At 68.2% G+C, this 16,842-nt stretch carries 18 protein-coding genes; 3 read left to right on the top strand and 15 right to left on the bottom strand.

The annotated features are described in order from the left end of the window. Window positions 1-169: 169 nt before the first annotated feature. Entirely contained in the window at window positions 170-655 is a 486-nt protein-coding gene (locus tag ACWCPQ_RS08680) for a carboxymuconolactone decarboxylase family protein (RefSeq protein ID WP_449896315.1), read from the bottom strand. Window positions 656-1,314: 659 nt separating this feature from the next. Here ACWCPQ_RS08680 and ACWCPQ_RS08685 point away from each other — a divergent pair. Together ACWCPQ_RS08685 and ACWCPQ_RS08690 are read left to right on the top strand one after the other, a co-directional pair. Further along, complete coding sequence (locus tag ACWCPQ_RS08685; protein WP_449896801.1) at window positions 1,315-1,890, top strand: NUDIX domain-containing protein; 576 nt, start codon at window positions 1,315-1,317, stop codon at window positions 1,888-1,890. A gap of 221 nt (window positions 1,891-2,111) precedes the next feature. Then, window positions 2,112-2,945: an SDR family oxidoreductase gene (locus ACWCPQ_RS08690; protein WP_449896317.1), complete on the top strand. Its 834-nt coding sequence runs from the start codon at window positions 2,112-2,114 to the stop codon at window positions 2,943-2,945. Between the two features lie 114 nt (window positions 2,946-3,059). Here the strand turns inward: ACWCPQ_RS08690 and ACWCPQ_RS08695 are convergent, their stop codons facing one another. The 3 genes from ACWCPQ_RS08695 to ACWCPQ_RS08705 all read right to left on the bottom strand — a co-directional run bounded on the left by ACWCPQ_RS08695 (window position 3,060) and on the right by ACWCPQ_RS08705 (window position 4,819). Continuing rightward, window positions 3,060-3,527, bottom strand: a complete 468-nt coding sequence (locus ACWCPQ_RS08695) for a nuclear transport factor 2 family protein (RefSeq protein ID WP_449896319.1) — start codon at window positions 3,525-3,527, stop codon at window positions 3,060-3,062. A gap of 85 nt (window positions 3,528-3,612) precedes the next feature. Next, the gene (locus ACWCPQ_RS08700) at window positions 3,613-4,008 is read right to left on the bottom strand and encodes a nitroreductase family deazaflavin-dependent oxidoreductase (protein ID WP_449896321.1); all 396 of its coding nucleotides are present in this window, start codon (window positions 4,006-4,008) and stop codon (window positions 3,613-3,615) included. A gap of 85 nt (window positions 4,009-4,093) precedes the next feature. Continuing rightward, window positions 4,094-4,819 carry an ADP-ribosyltransferase domain-containing protein gene (locus ACWCPQ_RS08705; protein WP_449896323.1) on the bottom strand — a complete coding sequence of 242 codons (726 nt, stop codon included), beginning with the start codon at window positions 4,817-4,819 and terminating at the stop codon, window positions 4,094-4,096. 332 nt (window positions 4,820-5,151) lie between these two features. Between ACWCPQ_RS08705 and ACWCPQ_RS08710 the strand changes: the two genes are divergently transcribed. After that, on the top strand, window positions 5,152-5,571 hold the full coding sequence (locus ACWCPQ_RS08710; protein ID WP_449896325.1) for a hypothetical protein: 420 nt from the start codon (window positions 5,152-5,154) through the stop codon (window positions 5,569-5,571). A gap of 184 nt (window positions 5,572-5,755) precedes the next feature. Here the strand turns inward: ACWCPQ_RS08710 and ACWCPQ_RS08715 are convergent, their stop codons facing one another. From ACWCPQ_RS08715 to ACWCPQ_RS08765, 11 genes are all read right to left on the bottom strand, one after another. Beyond that, window positions 5,756-6,022 carry a hypothetical protein gene (locus ACWCPQ_RS08715; RefSeq protein ID WP_449896327.1) on the bottom strand — a complete coding sequence of 89 codons (267 nt, stop codon included), beginning with the start codon at window positions 6,020-6,022 and terminating at the stop codon, window positions 5,756-5,758. Beyond that, window positions 6,019-6,912, bottom strand: coding sequence for a hypothetical protein (locus ACWCPQ_RS08720; protein ID WP_449896329.1), 894 nt, complete (start codon window positions 6,910-6,912; stop codon window positions 6,019-6,021). Before ACWCPQ_RS08720 ends, ACWCPQ_RS08715 begins: the two co-directional genes overlap by 4 nt. A gap of 357 nt (window positions 6,913-7,269) precedes the next feature. After that, window positions 7,270-8,055, bottom strand: coding sequence for an ABC transporter ATP-binding protein (locus ACWCPQ_RS08725; protein WP_449896331.1), 786 nt, complete (start codon window positions 8,053-8,055; stop codon window positions 7,270-7,272). Then, window positions 8,052-9,113: a taurine ABC transporter substrate-binding protein gene (locus ACWCPQ_RS08730; protein WP_449896333.1), complete on the bottom strand. Its 1,062-nt coding sequence runs from the start codon at window positions 9,111-9,113 to the stop codon at window positions 8,052-8,054. The genes ACWCPQ_RS08725 and ACWCPQ_RS08730 overlap by 4 nt, the downstream gene beginning before the upstream one ends. Next, entirely contained in the window at window positions 9,110-9,988 is an 879-nt protein-coding gene (locus ACWCPQ_RS08735; protein WP_449896334.1) for an ABC transporter permease, read from the bottom strand. The genes ACWCPQ_RS08730 and ACWCPQ_RS08735 overlap by 4 nt, the downstream gene beginning before the upstream one ends. Before the next feature lie 166 nt (window positions 9,989-10,154). Continuing rightward, window positions 10,155-11,099 carry a TIGR03564 family F420-dependent LLM class oxidoreductase gene (locus ACWCPQ_RS08740; RefSeq protein ID WP_449896335.1) on the bottom strand — a complete coding sequence of 315 codons (945 nt, stop codon included), beginning with the start codon at window positions 11,097-11,099 and terminating at the stop codon, window positions 10,155-10,157. A 143-nt stretch (window positions 11,100-11,242) separates the two neighbouring features. Then, window positions 11,243-11,995, bottom strand: coding sequence for an SDR family NAD(P)-dependent oxidoreductase (locus tag ACWCPQ_RS08745; RefSeq protein WP_449896337.1), 753 nt, complete (start codon window positions 11,993-11,995; stop codon window positions 11,243-11,245). After that, window positions 11,982-13,328: an FAD-binding oxidoreductase gene (locus tag ACWCPQ_RS08750; protein WP_449896339.1), complete on the bottom strand. Its 1,347-nt coding sequence runs from the start codon at window positions 13,326-13,328 to the stop codon at window positions 11,982-11,984. Before ACWCPQ_RS08750 ends, ACWCPQ_RS08745 begins: the two co-directional genes overlap by 14 nt. Beyond that, window positions 13,328-14,665, bottom strand: a complete 1,338-nt coding sequence (locus tag ACWCPQ_RS08755; protein ID WP_449896341.1) for a styrene monooxygenase/indole monooxygenase family protein — start codon at window positions 14,663-14,665, stop codon at window positions 13,328-13,330. The genes ACWCPQ_RS08750 and ACWCPQ_RS08755 overlap by 1 nt, the downstream gene beginning before the upstream one ends. Window positions 14,666-14,859: 194 nt before the next feature. Next, complete coding sequence (locus ACWCPQ_RS08760) at window positions 14,860-15,762, bottom strand: aminotransferase class IV (RefSeq protein ID WP_449896343.1); 903 nt, start codon at window positions 15,760-15,762, stop codon at window positions 14,860-14,862. Then, entirely contained in the window at window positions 15,759-16,832 is a 1,074-nt protein-coding gene (locus ACWCPQ_RS08765) for a GNAT family N-acetyltransferase (RefSeq protein ID WP_449896345.1), read from the bottom strand. The genes ACWCPQ_RS08760 and ACWCPQ_RS08765 overlap by 4 nt, the downstream gene beginning before the upstream one ends. Between the last annotated feature and the right edge of the window lie 10 nt (window positions 16,833-16,842).

The raw sequence follows: 16,842 nt of genomic DNA on the forward strand, positions 1-16,842 counted from the left end.
TCCGCTGTCCGGCCGGTACGCATCGGTCGATGAAACCGTCTGCTGAACAACGGTGTTCGGCCGTTCGCTCGCAACCGATTGGCCGGAATTCGATGTGGAAGGGCCGGTTTCGGCCCGGGCTGCCGTCGGCCCGGTCGGTCGCGTCCCGGGCCGGACCGGTTCCCGCTGATCAGCCGGTGATATCGGCGTACAGGCCGGGCTCGTAGGAGCCGCCCTGCTGCCGCACGATCACGCCGAGCCGGTTGGCGGCGTTGATCTGTGCGATCAGGGCGACCAGCGCGGCGATCCCGTCATCGTCGTAGTGCCGCCGCGCCTGCGCCCAGGTCTCGTCGGACACCCCCGGCGAGGAGTCGGCAAGGCGGGTGCCCTCTTCGGCCAACGCGAGCGCGGCTCGCTCGGCTTCGGTGTACACCGAGGCCTCGCGCCACGTGGCGACCAGCCCGACGCGCACCGCCGGTTCGCCGGCGTGCGCGAGATCCTTGCTGTGCACGTCGGTGCACCAAGCGCAGCCGTTGATCTGGCTCACCCGCAGCGCGATCAGATCCTGAGTGGCCTTGGGCAGCGCCGACTGGAGGATGACCATGCTGGCATTGCCGAATCGCTTGGCGAATCTCGCGCCGAGGGCATTATCGGTGAGGGTGAAACGGGGTTCCATGAATTCGTCCTAGCTGTCTGAGAGTGGCGTCATTGCCGTGAACGAACACAAGACGCCGTTCGATCGGCCGACGTAACAGCGCCTTGGAAAGCGCCGGCCGCCTGCCGCCGCCGTGGCTACGGGTGCGACAACGCTCGCGGTACTCCGAACGGCTCGCGACCGAGACCAGCGCATCGCGGTCTTGCAAGCATCCACCGGCGGTGGGCCCGTCTATCGGCGCCTGGGGTTGCGCGCCCGAGACCAGTTCACCGAGCAGACCTGAACCGCCGTACGGCGGATCACAGCCTTCTCCGGCGCATTTCGACGGCCGTATCGCTGGTGTTACCCTGGCCCGGGCCCGCGGGATCGTCGACCGACAGATTATGGGGAAATGTTCGCTGATCAGCAGATTTTCGCCGGTCGGCAGCGTGGTGACAGTGATCGGATTCGTTACCGGTCAATCCTCGGTTCGAGATCCACCCGCCCCGCGCGTGTCCCTTCGCCCGCCGCTGTGGGAACAATGCGGAACGCGGGTCCGAACAGTGCCGGTGAGCCGATGGTCTGTGCGGTGCTCCGAGCGGTGTGGAGCTGTGAACCGGAGGACCTCTCCGAGTCGGTCGACGACTTCGCCTCCGGCCCGACGCGAGATCCGGCCGCCGAGGACCGCCGATGTGGGCCGCATGAACAGAGCCTCCGGGCCCCCGAAGTCGTTTTCCAGTTCGAAGGTAGAAACCTCATCCGAGAATGCGGAACCGAGCCCATTCCAGGTCCTTGCTGCTGCCGATCGGGGCAGGAGCGGCGACGGCTACGTCGTTCCCGGAGTATGGGGCAAGTTCGGTGCGGCGGGTCTGATCTTTCGACACGTCGACGACAACGGTGTCGAGACCTTCCTGATGACCAAGACCGGTCCCGGTTTCTCGCAGAACAATTGGCAGCTTCCCGGAGGAGCGAAGAACGAGCTGGAAACGACGGCCCAGGGCGCTGCGCGGGAGACGGTCGAGGAACTGAAGGATATCGACCAGAAGTACCTGGACACCGCGAAGCCGGTGGGCGAGCATGTGGCGCGCGGCCCGAAGGGCTGGACCTATACCACTCATGCCGCGACTGTTCCGGAAAAGTCCGGTTTGACGGTGGACGGTCATGAGACCGTAGCTGCGGCGTGGCTGACCCGTGCCGAATTGATGGAGATGAGGGCCAACGGCGAAATCCACTCGGCGCTCGCGAAGAACCTGGATGACATCCTCGGTCTGTTCTGAGTGGTTCTCCGCTGCCCGGTGATCGTGGGCGGCGGCCCGTCCGGTGTGAGGCTGCATGGACGCGCAGACAGATCGGATTCCGGGCCGGACGCACTCGGTGCGAATGCTCTGCCGCTGTTGGTCGGCACCGGTGACCAGCGTGCGCGCGATGTGCAGTTGACCTTGATTAAGGTTGAGGTTTTAGCGTTGGTGCGAACAGAACACCGCACAGGGAGAAACGCATGATACTGATCACCGGGGCCGGCGGGAACATCGGGAGTTCGCTGGTGAAATGGCTTGCCGCGTCCGGCGCCGCGCCGGTCCGCGCGCTCACCCGCGATATCGCCGCGGCGGTATACCCGGCGGGGATCGAAGCCGTCGAGGGCGATCTCGCCGACGCCTCCGCCCTGGAGCGCGCGTTCGACGGGGTGCGGTCGGTGTTCCTGCTGTCCCGGATCGGCCCGGATGCCGAGATCCTCGCCGCCGCCCGCCGCGCCGGGGTCGGCCATGTGGTGCTGGTGTCCTCGATCACCGTGCAGACCCATCCCCATCTCGGCCCCGCCGACGAAAACGCGGCTGTCGAGAAACTGCTCGAGGCGAGCGGAATGGACTGGACGATCCTGCGTCCGACCCAGTTCGCTTCGAATGCCCTGCTGTGGGCGCCCGCGATCCGCGCGCACGAACCGGTTCGGTTGCCGTACCCCGATATCGGACTTCCCACGGTTCATCCGGGCGATATCGCGGCGGTGGCCGGTGCCGCGCTGACCGAGCCCGGCCACCGGGGACGACGGTATGCCCTGACCGGACCCGCGCCCATCACCGCGCGGCGGCAGCTCGAGACCATCGCCACGCTGCTGAACCGGGATATCGAGATCGTCGAGATCACTCGGGCGCAGGCGCGCCCGGCGATGGCAGCAGTGTTCGGAGCAGACGGCGCCGATGCTGTTCTCGATGTGACCGGCGGCGATGTCGGCGACGAGCTGCCGCGCGTTCGTGACACGGTCCCGCGGATCACCGGATCACCCGCGCGGGCCTTCCGGCAGTGGGCCGAGGAGAACCTCCGCGCGTTCGAGTGAGTTCCCGGCAGACCGAGCGAGACCGGTTCGGACCGGCGCTGCCCGTACGCCGGGCGACTGTCCGGATCCGGAACCGCGCGGCGGTACTTCGTGCGACGAATCAGGTGCCGGTGTCTATGCCTGGTGCTCCGGGCCGGGGGCACCGGTTACCGGTGAACAGGCATCGGCGATCGCGGCGGTGTCCCAGTAGAACGGACGGACTTCGCTGATCCGGCCGCCGCGGACAGTGATCGTCTGCAGGATCGGGAAATCGATATCGCGGCCGGTAGCCCGCGAGCGCGCCTGGACGCGGGTCAGGACGACGAGCGGGTCGGTATCGGAGAGGATCGTCTGCTCGGCCATCTCGAATCGGTCCCAGGTCGCGCTCATCACGCGAAAGAAACGCTCCAAACCCGCGTGACCTCGCCAGATTCCGCCGTACGGAAGACTGTCCGCCTGCCGCAGTTCCACATCGGGGGCGAAGAACGGTTCGAGGATGCCGAACGAGGCGGCGCCGGGACCACCGGCGGCGAGATATTCCGCTTCGGCGCGATACATACCTTCGAGGACGAGCACCGCAGATGGTGTGGAAGTTCCGGTCATAGGGTCCACTGTCGAGTATCGACGAACGGACCGCTGGCGGTAATCGGACCGGGCGATCGATGGACATCGCGCCGCGGGCCCGGAATCAGCCGATACGGAAGACGATGATCCCGGCGATCCGATTGCCCAGGCGCGCGAGACGCGGCACCTCGGCCGTGGCCTCCCGTGGCCCGACGATACGAGGGTCGCGCACGGTGAGCGTATCGCCGCGGTGCCGGACCCGGGCGTGCCCGGCGGCGACGACATTTCTGACCCAATCGGTCTCGCCGTGCAACAGTACGACTGCCAGCAGCCGGTCCTTGCCGTAGATACTGACCGGCGTCGCGTACTGCCTGCCCGTCCGCCGGCCGACGTGTTCGACCACGGCGAAGCCCGGCAGGGACGGGGCGAGCCGCCGCATCAACGGGTCCAGGAACCGGGCGCCCAGCCGATCCATCCATTTCGGAAAGTAGCGGGGTAGTGAACCCGCGGTGCCGGTCATGGCGACAAGCCTAGGAGCGGGTGAACTGCCGGACATCCTTCCGTGGGCGGAAATCGCGCCTCGTACCTGTCCGGCCGTCCGTCGCCTACCCGGGTATACCCCGGTCCACCATCTCGATCTCGGTCCTGCACCAGTGCTTGTTGTAGCGCACGTCGACGACCTCGAAACGGGTGCCGGGTGGGAAGATCACCTCCTTCTCGTGGGGTTTCGAGGAGTATCTTTCCAAACGCTTTCCGGTACTCGAGCGGATCGTGAAACGCGTATTCCCGCCGAAGGCACGGCTTTTGAGTCTGCTGGTGCTGGTGAAGGCGGGCTCTGTGACGATATTGCCCTTTTGATAACGCGCCAGATCATCCGGATAGAGTTGCGCGCCGCGATATACCTTCCCGGAATAGGTCCGCAATTTCGCGACTGCCGTACGGAGTTGTTCGACGAATTCCCGGTCGGCTCGGTCGAGGGTACCTCTCCGGAGTCCCCGGTTGATTCTCTCGAAGAAACCTGTCCCGGCCGTAATTCTCCGCATCACCTCGACGTCACGCTCGGTGATCTGGGTGGCGACGGGGCTCGGTGGTGGCTCTCGGTGGTCCGATCGGTCGCTCACCCGGCCCCGGCCCGGCTCGGTGGTGGCGGAATCCAGCTTCGACACGACTTCCGCACCGTCGCGATCGGCTGCGGGCAGGTGCGCGGAGTCGCGCGCGAATCCCGCACCTTTCCGGCTGATACCCGCGGCGCCGGTGCTCATCCCCCGCGTCGTATCCACCAGACCGTCGCGCAGCCCGCGTACCAGGTTCTTCAATCTTCCGAATTCCAACACCACTCCTGCCGGTGCCGAAAATTCTGCACTACGCCTTTTCCGTGACCTCCGCCTGTCCCGATATCGGAGACCGGACGAGAGGGTCCGTATCGGACAGAATCGTCTGTTCGGCCGTTTCGGAGTCGTCCCCGATCGCGCTCGCGGCGCGGAAGAAGCGTCGCGGCCATCGGTCGGCCGCGCCCCCGGCCGGACGGTGCGCGAGGTGGCGCAACGGTCGGTAACGGAGCGGTCCGTCGTGCCGATTGTCCGGCGGGGGCGTCGACATCTGTCGCACTCGGCTTCGAGGACAAGAGTTTTCGGAGTTTCCCTATGCAGGAGATGGATCCACGATGACACGTTTTATCGAAGCGCCCGGAGCAGTCCGTTTCGCTGTCGGCGCGGCTGCGGTCGGAATCGTCGCGAGCGCGACGGCCCTGGTCGCACCGCCGGCCTCGGCGACTGTCACCAGTATCGGCATTCTGCCGTCGGCCACCGTCGGTGCCCATCGCTACGGAACGAACTGTACCTATACCGTGAGCGTGACGGTCGACGACAACACCGATCGGGTGTACTTCTTCGAGGAGGGCCAGGGTCCCACCGGCTTCGCCGACGCGATGCCCTCCGGTGGCGAGGCCAAGGTGTCCTGGACGCCGTCACGGCCGGGCATCACCTACATCTACGCCGTACAGCCCGACGCATGGCCCGAAACCCGGCAGGTGGTCGACGTCGGTACCGGCATCGACACCGGCTCCGCCTGTATCGCGATCTGAGCCGCGCTCCGCTACGCCGCTCGGTCGTCGACCGAGCGGCCTGGGCGCGACATCCGATCGGATCGCCCGGGTTCGTGTCCGGACCGGCAGGCCGAGATGGCGCAGGCGACCGGCCGGGCCGCGCCGCAGCCCATACCGGCAGGCGGCCGGACGGTGCCCGACTCCGATCACGGCGGCTCGGCGATCATGTGGAGCAGTCGCGATCGTCTGGACGTTTTCTCGGAAGTATGTTCAGGTTTTCGTAGTCGATGGGTATGTAGTCGTTCGTGTCGTCGACCGGTTGCGGGCTCTGCTCCCAGCGCGCGATCTCGGCATCCCAGTCACGGTAGGTGGGGTCCTCGGGGCCGATGACGATCGAGCCGTCGATATCGCCGTCGAGATCTTGCCCGAAGTAGCGCAGCAGTATGCGCCCGTCGTCGAGACGCCGGGCCAACGGGTGCTCGCCATTCATCGCGTGATCCCCAATTCTCGCTCCAGCGCCCGATAAAAGGACGTCAGATGGCGACCCGCGGCGACCGAGCCGTAGAACTCCGGTTGTTCGATGCTGTTGACGCCGTCGGGCTGATTCTGCAGGTTTCTGTCGCGCCAGGCGATACCCTCGGCGAACAGCTCGCGCTTCCCGGCCTCGCCGGGCCGGGCAAAATACTCGGCAATGTTGGGGCTCGTCGCTTGGATGTGGCGAAGCACCATGGTGTGGAACTGAGAAAACACCGGTTCCTTACTCGGCCTCCCGAGAGCATCGTCCAAAGCGTGGCCGAATTCGTGCGGCGCGGTGTCTTCTCTGGAGTGTTGTGTTTTTCCGACGAGCAGCGCCCGAAAACTATCGCTGTACATGCCGCCGACATCGTCCCAGGTCGTACCCTCCGGCCATCCGCCGGGCCGCTGGTCCCGGAGTTTCGTTGCCGACCAGGCTGTATGGCCGAGGTCGTGCAAGCGGGCGTCGCCGAGCCATATCCCCCCATCGGGATATTCCTTCATATGAGCCGCGACAGTGCGATGGTAGAGGTCGGGTAATGATGCCAGCGAACGCGCGTACTCGCGCGCCTGGTCCGAGCCGTCCGTATGATACCGATCCCCGTACATCCTCTTCAGGTATTCATCGGCCGAACCCCCGGTTCGATTCAGCGCCGTGCCGGCGGCGTCGGTACGATCGAATCCATCTTTGCCGAATTGACCACTGCTGTGGATATCGGCCTCGGACAGGTGATCGGCGTTCTTCGCGATACCGTTGACGAACGTATCCCGGTACACGCGGTTCGCGATGTGATCGGACGCGTCTTTCAGTTTGCCGACCAACCCGTCGGTGACCCGCGAGGTGGCCCTGAGAATCCCGTTGTTCAACTCGACCTCACTACCCCGACGGGCCGGACCACGGATGCTCGCAGCTGGGTTCCGGCCCGGTCGGCCATCCCCGATCCCGATCCTGGATCCATCGACGGGCCGGCCGATCAAGTGGACCCAGACTTCGATAATGCCTCATGCGTGGGAGATCCCTGTAGCGAATGAGGGCGGCAGTCGGTCCGGGAGACCCGTCGGCCGTCGTATGCGGCGGTTACGCGCCGAACCAGGCGCGGAGAGGTGGTCCGGGTGGCCGTACTCGGCGCGGAAACCGGATACGGAAGGGGCGCCCGGTGATCGCCGGGCCGCTACGACATCGCGGACATCGCGCACCGATCGGTCGGGACGAGCGGCATCCGCTCAGGCGTGCGCGGTGTAGATATGCCGGGCGACTTCGTCGCGCATGGTGGTGAAGCCGGGGTCCGCGCGTACCGCCGTGAAATCTGCTTCGCCGGAGGCTGTCCGGAAGGCGGTCGGTTCGTCGTAGATGATCCGGCCGGGCTGCGCGCCCATAACGATCACCCGGGTGCCCAGCAAGAGCGCCTCGTCGATGCTGTGGGTGACGAACAGGACCGTTTTACGGCGTTCGCGCCACAGCGTGCGCAGTTCGTTCTGGAGCTTTTCCCTGGTGAGGGCGTCCAAGGCGCCGAAGGGTTCGTCCATGAGGATGATTTGCGGGTCGTTGATCAGGACCCGGGCGATCTGGACACGCTGCTGCTGACCGCCGGACAGTTCGTAGGGACGCCGGTCGCCGAGATGGTCGAGCCCGACGAGGCGCAGCAGCCGGTCGGCCTCGGCCCGGCGCCGGGCGCGCGCGATACCGCGAGCCCGGGGACCGAATTCGACGTTTCGCCGCACCGACAACCAGGGGTAGAGGGTCGGCTGCTGGAAGACCACGCCGCGATCGGGGTCCGGCCCGGTGACCGGTTCCCCGCCGACCCGGATCGTGCCGCCGGTGGGTTCGGTGAATCCGGCCAGGATGTGCAGCAGGGTGGTCTTACCGCAGCCCGACGGACCGACCACACAGACGAATTCACCGTCGGCGACGGTCAGATCGGTGGGTGCGAGAACCTGGACGGGTGCGTCCCCGCCCGGGTAACTCATGCTGACCGAGGACAGGGCCACCCGGTGCGCGGTCGTTGTCATTGCGCCGCTGCTCGCGCCGCGTCCGGATAGACCGCATCACGGTAGTCACGTTCGCTGCCGACCACCTCGATACCGCCCTGGCTCAACAGGAATTCCGCGGTGTTGTGCAGGGCGCCGGCGAAACGACCGCCCAGGTATTCCGGTCCGGCCTGCTCGGCGGCGGTGGGGTAGGTGTATCCGGCCAGCTGCGGTTGCACCCGGTCCGGGGCGATACCGAGTTGGGCGCCCAGCGGTACAGCGGCCTCCCGCGGGTTGTCGCGCAGGAGGCCGACAGCGTAGTTCTGGACCTTCGCCCATACCGCGGCGAAGGCGCTGTTCCGGTCCAGGAAGGCCGTTGTCGCGGCGGCGACATCGAAGGTCGGGGCGCCCTGGGCCGCGGTCTCGGCGCTGGAAGTGAGCACGGTGCCGCCGGCTTCGGTGAGCTTCGACAGCGTCGGATCCCAGACCCACGCGGCGTCGATCTGGCCACCGGTCCAGGCGCCGGGGATCGCGCCGGGCTGCATATTGACCAGGTTCACCTGACCGGACAAGCCGGCCCTGCCCAGCGCGGCGAGCAGACTGTAGTGCGCGGTACTGCCGAACGGTGTCGCGACCCGCTTACCCCGCAGACCCGCGAGCGAGGTGATCGCCTTGTCCTGGACCACCAGCGATTCCGATTTCCCGATCACATCGTGGATCCACAGCACCCGCACCGGCAGGTTCAGCGGCGCGGAGACCGCCTTGGTCGCCGGGCTGGACCCGAGGGTGCCGATATCGATACTTCCCGCGCCGAACGCCTGTACCACATCGGCGCCGGAGGAGAACTGATTCCAGGTGACGGTCGCGTTCGGCAGGCACGCCTCCAGCAGTCCGCGGTCCTTGACGTAGAGGTCGGCATTGGGGATCGCCTGGTAGCCGATGCGGGCGGTCGCTGTCACGCTGGTGTCCGGCGCGAACGGGCAGGCGGTTTCCCCGCTCTGCGCGCCACTGTCGCCGCGACCGGATTCGACGCAGCCCGCGGTGGTGGCGGCGCCGAGGGCGACGACCAGCGCCAGGACCGCGCGAAGTGTGCGTTTCATACTCTGCCTTTCCAGGGAACCGCCACGTCACCGGCCAGTTTCAGCAGCGAATCGAGGACCAGCGCCGCGCAGCCGATGACGATGATGCAGGCGATGGTCAGGGGGGTGTCCAGCTGGGTGCCGGAGATATAGGCGAGTCCGCCGATACCGGGGATGCCGTTGTTGAGTTCGGCGGCGACCACGGTGGTCCAGGCGAACGCCGTGGCGAGACGGATACCGCTGATGACCTCGGGCAGGGTCGCGGGCAGGACCACCCGGGTGATCACCTGGACCCGGCCGGCACCCAGCGAACGCGCCGCGTGGAGATAGTCCTTTCTGACGCCGGTGACGCCGTTCAGGGTGGCGATCGCGATGGGCGGGAAGGCGGCCAGGAACAGCAGCCAGATCTTCGAGACGTCGCCGATGCCGAACCAGACGATCAGCAACCCGATATAGCCCAGCGGGGGCAGGGCGCGCAGGAAGTTCAGGATCGGTTCGGTGAGCAGCCGCACCGGTGCCAGCATGCCCATCAGGAAACCGGTCAGCGGTCCGACCACGACGGCCAGGCCGACTCCGGCACCTATGCGTTGCAGGCTGGCGAGCAGATGCTCCCAGAGATAGTAGTTCTGCTCACCGACCACGATCCGGTCGACACCCGGCGCGATCGGGTGCCGGCTGTTGGCACGGACGAAGGCGTCCCAGACTGCCTGGGGCGACGGCAGATACAGCGGGTCGACGAGGCCCGCGACGGTCACCAGGACCCAGAGCACCAGCACCAGGACCAGCGCGGCCGACCGGGTGGCCACCGGCCGGACCCACCGCCGGTAGCCGTCGCGGTGCGGGAGCGGAGCCGGTTCCGCGGCGGAGGCGGCCGGCGCGATATCGGTCGCCGTCATCGCGCACCCCTGCCGAATCGCCCCAGATCGGTCACGCCACACTCCACACTTCCGCCCGGCCAGGGCACCGAGCCGATCGTCGGCGAACGGCAGGAGCAGGACGATATCCGGTGCGGCCGGTGGCGGGCAGGGTTGCGCGCGGCGTGATCGAAATCCGGCGGCCGGGTCAGGTCGCAATACCGCCCAGCGCGCCGAGGAAACGCCAGGTCGCCAGTTCGTCCTCGGCACCGCCGAGCTCGGTCTGGGTGACGAGCAGTTCGGTCGCGCCGGCCTCCACGTACCGGCGCAGTTGCGCCTCGACCTCGGCTTCGGTGCCGATGATCGCCAGTTCGGCCGCGGTGGCGACACCTTCGCTGTCCAGGACCGCGCGATAGGACGGGATCGGGTCGTAGAAGGCCATCTGTTCGGCCGCGCGGGCCCTGGCCCGGTCGGGGTTCGCGGTCACCACCACCGCCACACCCGCGATCACCCGGGGCCGCGGCCGGCCGGCGGCCGCGGCGGCTTTCGTGAGGCGCGGCACGATCTCGCCGGCGAGGGTGCGCGGCCCGGCGAGGAAGGGGACGATCCCGTCGGCGAGCTCGCCGGCGGCGGCGACGGCCTGCGGGCCCATGGCCGCGACGACGATATCGGGACGGTCACCGCCGGCGACGGCCGCCGGTAGCGGGGGAGCGGCGGTGACGGTCTGTCCGGTGAAATCGGCTGTTCCCGTGGTGAGTACCGAACGCAGGACGGTCAGGTACTCGCGCAACCGGCGGATCGGACGCTCGGTGGTGATCCCGAACGCGGGCTCTTCCAGCGCCCGGGCCCCCAGCCCGATCCCGAGGGTGAACCGGCGGTGGCTCGCCGCGTGGGCCGTCTGTGCCTGGCTCGCCACCACGAGCGGATGGCGTGGATTGATCGGCACCACCGAGGTCCCGACATGCAAGCCCGGTACCGCCGAGCCGACCACCGCCGCCAGCGACAGCGAATCGACGTCGAAACGCTGGGCGAACCAGGCGCGATCGATTCCGAGCTGCTGGAGGTGACGGGCTCGGTCGAGGACATCGTCGACCGCGTTCGGCGCGAACGGCCGCGGAGTGAGAGCTATCCCGATCGGTGCGTTGAGTGCCATGGCCGCGGCAACACCGGTACCGGCAGGTCCTATTCCGGACGACCGCTATTGGATTCGGGCCGATCCTGGATAGTGACATCTGCCCGGTTACCGTTCCGCTCGGCGCGATACCCGCCGGCGCGGAGCGGGCACCGGGTATCGCGTTACCGGAGACCGCCGTCCACATCGATGACCTGTCCGGTTATCCATCCGGAGTCCGGGGAGGCCAGAAAGGCGACCACGCGAGCGATATCGATCGGCTGTCCGATCCGGCCCAGCGCGGTCGCCGCGATCAGGGCGTCACGTTCGGGCCCCGGTGGCAGGCTGCCCGCCAGTTGCGCGGTCTCGACGATTCCGGGTGCCAGCGCATTGACCGTGATCCCGCGTGGACCGAATTCGGCGGCCTGGCACCGCGCTGCCGCTTCTACGGCCGCCTTGGACGCCGCGTAGGCGGTGCTCGTCGGGGCCAGGCGCCGGGCCAGACCCGAGGAGATGTAGACGATGCGCCCGCCCGTCCCGAGCAGCCCCTGCCCCGTCGCGGCTACCGTCGTGAGAATCGCGCCGTGCACATTGTTGTGCAGATGGTCGGTGAGGTGCTGGTCGTCGATCTGCTCGGTTGCCCGCCGGGTATAGATTGCGGCATTGTTGACGAGGATATCGAGTCGCCCTTCGTGTTCGGCCACACTGCCGATCAGCGCCCGGCGCTGCCGGTCGTCACGAATATCGGCCGCCATCAGCCGGACCCGGCCACCCGCCGCGGTGATCCGGCCCGCGACCTCCTCGGCCTCGGCGCGATAGCTCTCGTCCTGGTAGTCCAGGACGACCGTCGCGCCGCGACCGGCGAGTTCGACGGCAGTCGCCGCCCCGATACCGCGCGATGCCCCGGTGATCAGGGCGACCTTGTCAGTGAGCGGCATCGTCGGCCTCCGGTGGAATATTGCGGTTGAACCTGAACATATTGGCCGGGTCATAGCGGCGTTTGAGCGCTCGCAGCCGGGGATACGCGGCACCGTAGGCGCCGGGTATCCGGTGATCCTCGTCGTAGTCCAGATAGTTGACATAGGCGCCGGGTGCCGCGTGCGCGGCGATCGCGTCCCCGAATCCGCGGGTCCAGGCGATCCGGTCGGTATCTTCGGCGGGGGAGTCCCAGCCGTTGATGACGAGGAACGAGTAGCCCGCGTGCCGTCCGCCGAATGCGCTGCCGGTGAGCGGCGCCCGGGCGACAGCACCGCCCATGTGTTCCACGAAGATCTGGGTGAAGGGCGCGGTGACGGTACGACAGCCCGCGAGCACGGTCGCGCAGACGCTGTCGTCCAATTCCGTCAGGTAGTGGGCGCGCAGATGGTAGCGGGCGCCGCGCGGGGTGCTGCTGTCGTGCACCGCCTGCAACTCGTCGATGCCCATTTCCCGCACCGAATCGTGGATCGGCCGGCCCAGCGGTGCCAGCGGTGCCAGAATCGCCGCGAGGTCCGCCGGATCGCCGGTGTGACACAGCCCGATCCCGGTGCTGTGGGAACCGTCCGGGCTTCCGTTGTAATAGAAATGCGTCACCAATTCGTCGCCGGCGCCGGCGGTGATGGTGCGGTAGGCGTCCAGTACACCGGCGGCGGCCTCGCCCGGGTACAGCATCATTCCGGCCGTTACCCGGTCGATCGGGTACAGCTGCAGGGTCAGCGAGGTGACGGCGCCGAAATTCGATCCCGCGCCGCGCATTGCCCAGAAGAGATCGGGTTCGTCGTCCTGAGCGACCCGCCGTAATTCTCCGTCGGCGGTCACCACTTCGAGTTCGCGGATGTTGTCGCAGGCGGTGCCGAGTCCACGCATGAGCCAGCCGAGCCCGCCGTGCAGCGCGAATCCGGCCACGCCCACGGTGGCGACCGACGCGCCCGTGGTCGCGAGACCGTACCGCGCGGCCGCCGTCACCACATCTCCCCAGCGGGCGCCCGGCGCGACCACGGCCAGGTGCCGTTCGGTGTCTATCGCCACGTGGGTCAGGGCGGCGGTGGACGCCACGATCGCGTCGTCGGGCATGGAGCGGGCGGCGATATCGTGGCCGGCCCCCGCTATCGCGAGCGGAAGTCCCTGCCCGGCCGCATAGCCGACCAGGTTCCGCAGGTCCGCGGTGTCGGCACACCGGACGATACGAGACGGCCTGCGATCCAAGCCCTTCCAGATGCGCCTGGCTTCGTCGTAACCCGGTTGTCCGGGCGCGAGCACTTCGCCGCGGACCGGTATCGAGCGCACGGACACTACTGCTCCTCGGGGTTCGGGGACCGGTGGTGGACGGCGGCGGCCCAGCCGGTCACGGGATCGCGTCGCCACACCGTCGAACAGTGCCGATCCCGCTGCCGGTAGGTGACCAGCTCGGCGGTATCGGCCAGCCGGACCACCGACAGGCCGACCGGCGGGCCGGACGCGCCCGGATCGACCGGCCGGTCGGCCGGAGAGTGGCAGCCGTGCTCGTCGACCAGTACGCCGTCGGGTGCCATGAGAACCGAAATCGCGTGCGGTCGACCGGATCCGAGTGCGTCGAGCAGACGGCGCTCCCGGTCGACGACGGCGCGATCGGGCACCTGCGCGCCGATTCCCGCGGTCACCCGGTCCAGGAAGGCGGCCGCGCGTGGTGCCGTCGCCATCGCCGACCACATCGCCCGCGGATCGTCGAAGTTGTCGAGGTAGGCGTCCGCGACCTCTTGGTGTTTCGCGGCCGCACGGAATACGTCGAACACCTGATCGGGTGGTGGGCCGAGCGCCGAGGCGGTCCATTCGGTGACATCCCGGCTCATCTCCCACATCCGGTCCGCCCAACCACGGCAGAAGCGTTCGTCGAAGATCCGCTCCTCGACAATGGCCCGGCCCAGTTCCCATGCCGCCGCGACTGCGAGATTGCCGCCCTGCCCGGTCACCGGGTCGTTGAGCACGGCGGCGTCACCGACCGCGACCGCATACCGGCCGGGCCCCAACCGAGCCCACGGCACCCGCACGGTGGAGGTGACCGTGCCCTGCAACAGGTCCAGCGGGCGAGTGAGCGCGAACTGCCGCGGATCGAGACGTTCGGCGATCTCGGTACCGGCGGTCAGCTCTCGCACCGCGTCGGCGCACGCCCGGGCGTCGTTGTAATAGTTGCGGCCGACGCTATCGCTCCAACGACCGCCCGGCACGGCTTCGAAGGTGATGCCCGCGACCCGTCCGATCAGCGAATGCACCGGTGTCTGGAAGATTTCGCCGACGCCGGGAACGATCTCCAGATGCATTCCCATCGGATCGGTGTGGGCCACACCGTGGAACAGGCCTGCCAGCAGCAGTCGCTCGGGGCGGTCGGCACTGCGTTCCGGTATCCGCGGGAAGAGTTCGTCGGCCAGGCCGCGGCCTCCGGTGGCCACCACCATCAACGCGTGGTCCGCGCCGAAACGGGTCAGTGCGGTCCGGGCGTCCGCGACCTCGACCACCGCACCGCCGCGCTCGCGATAGTCGGCGAGCAACCGCGGAAGATACAGCCGGAAGTCGACGAACGCGGCCTGGCTGCGCAGATCGCCGCGGAAGGCGATGGGTGGCTCGTCGCGGACGCGGACATGCGCGCAGCTCATGCCGAAATCCGGAAAGTTCCAGTGGTCGATTCCCAGTGCTCGCTCGCGCTCCCGGGTCCGGCCGAAACGGCATACGTTGTTCGGCAGGCGGCCGTCGCGGATCTGGGCCGGGGTCCGGTCGGTGTAGAGGGTGGCGGGTACCCCGTGCTGCTGGAGGAGCAGGGCCAGGTGCAGGGCCGATATTCCGGTACCGACTATGCCGATGGTATTCGTGGCGTCTCCTCGGTGCGATGGTCGTGAACGAGCCGTAGGTAGGCATCGGCGAGGATCCGGGTACACGGCCGCGCCGCCGGGTAGGTCGTTTCGGCGACCTGCGCTACCGGGGCCACGCCGGATGCCGTGCCGGTGAGGAAGACCTCGTCGGCTGCGGCGAGATCCGCGCGGGTCACCCGGGTGACCCGGGTCGGGATCCCGATCCGCTCGGCCAGGCGCAGCACCGTCCGGCGGGTGATCCCGTCGAGGAAGGTATCGGCGACCGGGGTGATGAGCTCGCCCTCGGTGACGAGGAATATGTTCGCTCCGGTGGCCTCCGCGATATAGCCGCGGTGGTCGAGCAGTACCGCGTCGTCGTAGCCGTCCCGATGGGCCTGCGCGAGCGCCAGCGAGCCGACGAGATAATTCGCCGATGTCTTCGCCTGTACCGGCGCCATCGTCGGGGCGGGCCGCCGCCACTGCGAAACAGTGAGGCGCAGGGGCGGCCGTGCTCCGGTGGCCGCCGGCCAGCGGACCACACCCACCGCCAGATGGACACTGGTGCCCGAATAATCGATACCGATCTTCTCCGCACCCCGCCAGGCCACCGGCCGGACATACGCCTCCGCGCATCCGGCGGCCGCCACCGCGGTCTCGACGGCCGACTCGACCTCTGCCACCGACCAGGGCAGCGGCATCCCCACGGCATCGGCCGAGAGATGTAATCGCTCGGCATGTTCGGATACCGCGAAGGGACGGCCGGCATGTACCCGGATCCCCTCGAAAACGCAGATGGCGTTGTGCAGGCCGAAACTGAGCACCGGCAGGGTGGCGGTTGCGGGTTCGACCAGTTCGCCGTCCAGCCAGACCGCTGCCACGGCGCCCGCCGTCGCGAGGCCGCTCACAGCGCACCGCCCGGCAACCGGACCGTGCCGGTCCGACCCCGGCGCCCGGTGATCGATCCCAGTTCGCGCAGCGGGCGTTCGATCGCGGCCCGCGCGGCATCGCGCAGCGGTCCGGCACCCGCCGCGGCGGGATCGGCTCCGTCGGCGTGGAGCAGCGCGTTGGCCACCACATGGAACCGATTCGCGCCCAGATCCAGTTTCACGCGCTCGGCGCCGCGGCCCAGCGCGAACCTGCGGACACCGCGTGCCTGCCCCCAGCGATAGATGCGATACAGCGCGGCCGCGTACAGATTCTGTGTGGCCGGCACGATCGCGTGGTCTATCCCGTGTACGAGCAGGTCGAGCGTGCCGGGATCGGTGCCGCGCAAGGCCAGGACGGCCTGTACGGGTGCACCGTCGGCTCCGCGCCGCCGGAACACCGTCAACCGATCGCGCAGCGCGGAGGCGCCCAGATCCCGCAGGATCGGCAGCGCGAAATGATTGTGCCGGTGCCCGTATTTGGCGAGGTTCATCCGATGCAGCCGGTCGAACGAGGACAGCACCTCGTCGTCGATCTCGGCGCCGGTGAAAACTTCCCAGCTGTACTGTTCGTCCGCCCGGCGGACCAGCCGGCGCAGATCGCGAAACCGCTTTCCGCCCAGCAGGGTCCGCAGATCCCGGTCGATCTCGTCGCGCGCAACGTACTCCGCTTCGAGGAACCACGGCAGGACGGTGGCCCCGAGGTCGGCGAGCACGCCGACCGCGTCGAGCCGGATCACCGGATACAGCACCCAGCGGGCGCCGAGCCGCGCGGCCGCCGCGCGGTCCGCGCGGATATCGGCGATATCGGGCGGCGGCGTATGGGGTTGATAGAAGAAGCCGCGGGTGACCAGGGCGCGATCTCGATCCAGCGTCACGCCGGTGCCGAGGTGCTCGGCCACGGCGCGCCAGTGCACTATCCGCCCGAGCCGGACATCACCGGCCGGGGTGTCGTATAGCCGGCACCACGCTCGCCGCCAGGGTCCGGTATCGGAGTGCTCCTGCGGCGAGTGCACGGCGGTCCGCATCCGCGGACTGTGTGTTGTCTCCATGGTCGAACCT

The sequence above is a fragment of the Nocardia sp. NPDC001965 genome, assembly GCF_053594175.1.

Coding starts and splice junctions, on each gene's coding strand:
- ACWCPQ_RS08680 (WP_449896315.1), bottom strand. CDS start 655: ATGGAACCCCGTTTCACCCTCACCGATAATGCCCTCGGCGCGAGATTC.
- ACWCPQ_RS08685 (WP_449896801.1), top strand. CDS start 1,315: ATGAACAGAGCCTCCGGGCCCCCGAAGTCGTTTTCCAGTTCGAAGGTA.
- ACWCPQ_RS08690 (WP_449896317.1), top strand. CDS start 2,112: ATGATACTGATCACCGGGGCCGGCGGGAACATCGGGAGTTCGCTGGTG.
- ACWCPQ_RS08695 (WP_449896319.1), bottom strand. CDS start 3,527: ATGACCGGAACTTCCACACCATCTGCGGTGCTCGTCCTCGAAGGTATG.
- ACWCPQ_RS08700 (WP_449896321.1), bottom strand. CDS start 4,008: ATGACCGGCACCGCGGGTTCACTACCCCGCTACTTTCCGAAATGGATG.
- ACWCPQ_RS08710 (WP_449896325.1), top strand. CDS start 5,152: ATGACACGTTTTATCGAAGCGCCCGGAGCAGTCCGTTTCGCTGTCGGC.
- ACWCPQ_RS08715 (WP_449896327.1), bottom strand. CDS start 6,022: ATGAATGGCGAGCACCCGTTGGCCCGGCGTCTCGACGACGGGCGCATA.
- ACWCPQ_RS08725 (WP_449896331.1), bottom strand. CDS start 8,055: ATGACAACGACCGCGCACCGGGTGGCCCTGTCCTCGGTCAGCATGAGT.
- ACWCPQ_RS08730 (WP_449896333.1), bottom strand. CDS start 9,113: ATGAAACGCACACTTCGCGCGGTCCTGGCGCTGGTCGTCGCCCTCGGC.
- ACWCPQ_RS08735 (WP_449896334.1), bottom strand. CDS start 9,988: ATGACGGCGACCGATATCGCGCCGGCCGCCTCCGCCGCGGAACCGGCT.
- ACWCPQ_RS08740 (WP_449896335.1), bottom strand. CDS start 11,099: ATGGCACTCAACGCACCGATCGGGATAGCTCTCACTCCGCGGCCGTTC.
- ACWCPQ_RS08745 (WP_449896337.1), bottom strand. CDS start 11,995: ATGCCGCTCACTGACAAGGTCGCCCTGATCACCGGGGCATCGCGCGGT.
- ACWCPQ_RS08755 (WP_449896341.1), bottom strand. CDS start 14,665: ATGAGCTGCGCGCATGTCCGCGTCCGCGACGAGCCACCCATCGCCTTC.
- ACWCPQ_RS08765 (WP_449896345.1), bottom strand. CDS start 16,832: ATGGAGACAACACACAGTCCGCGGATGCGGACCGCCGTGCACTCGCCG.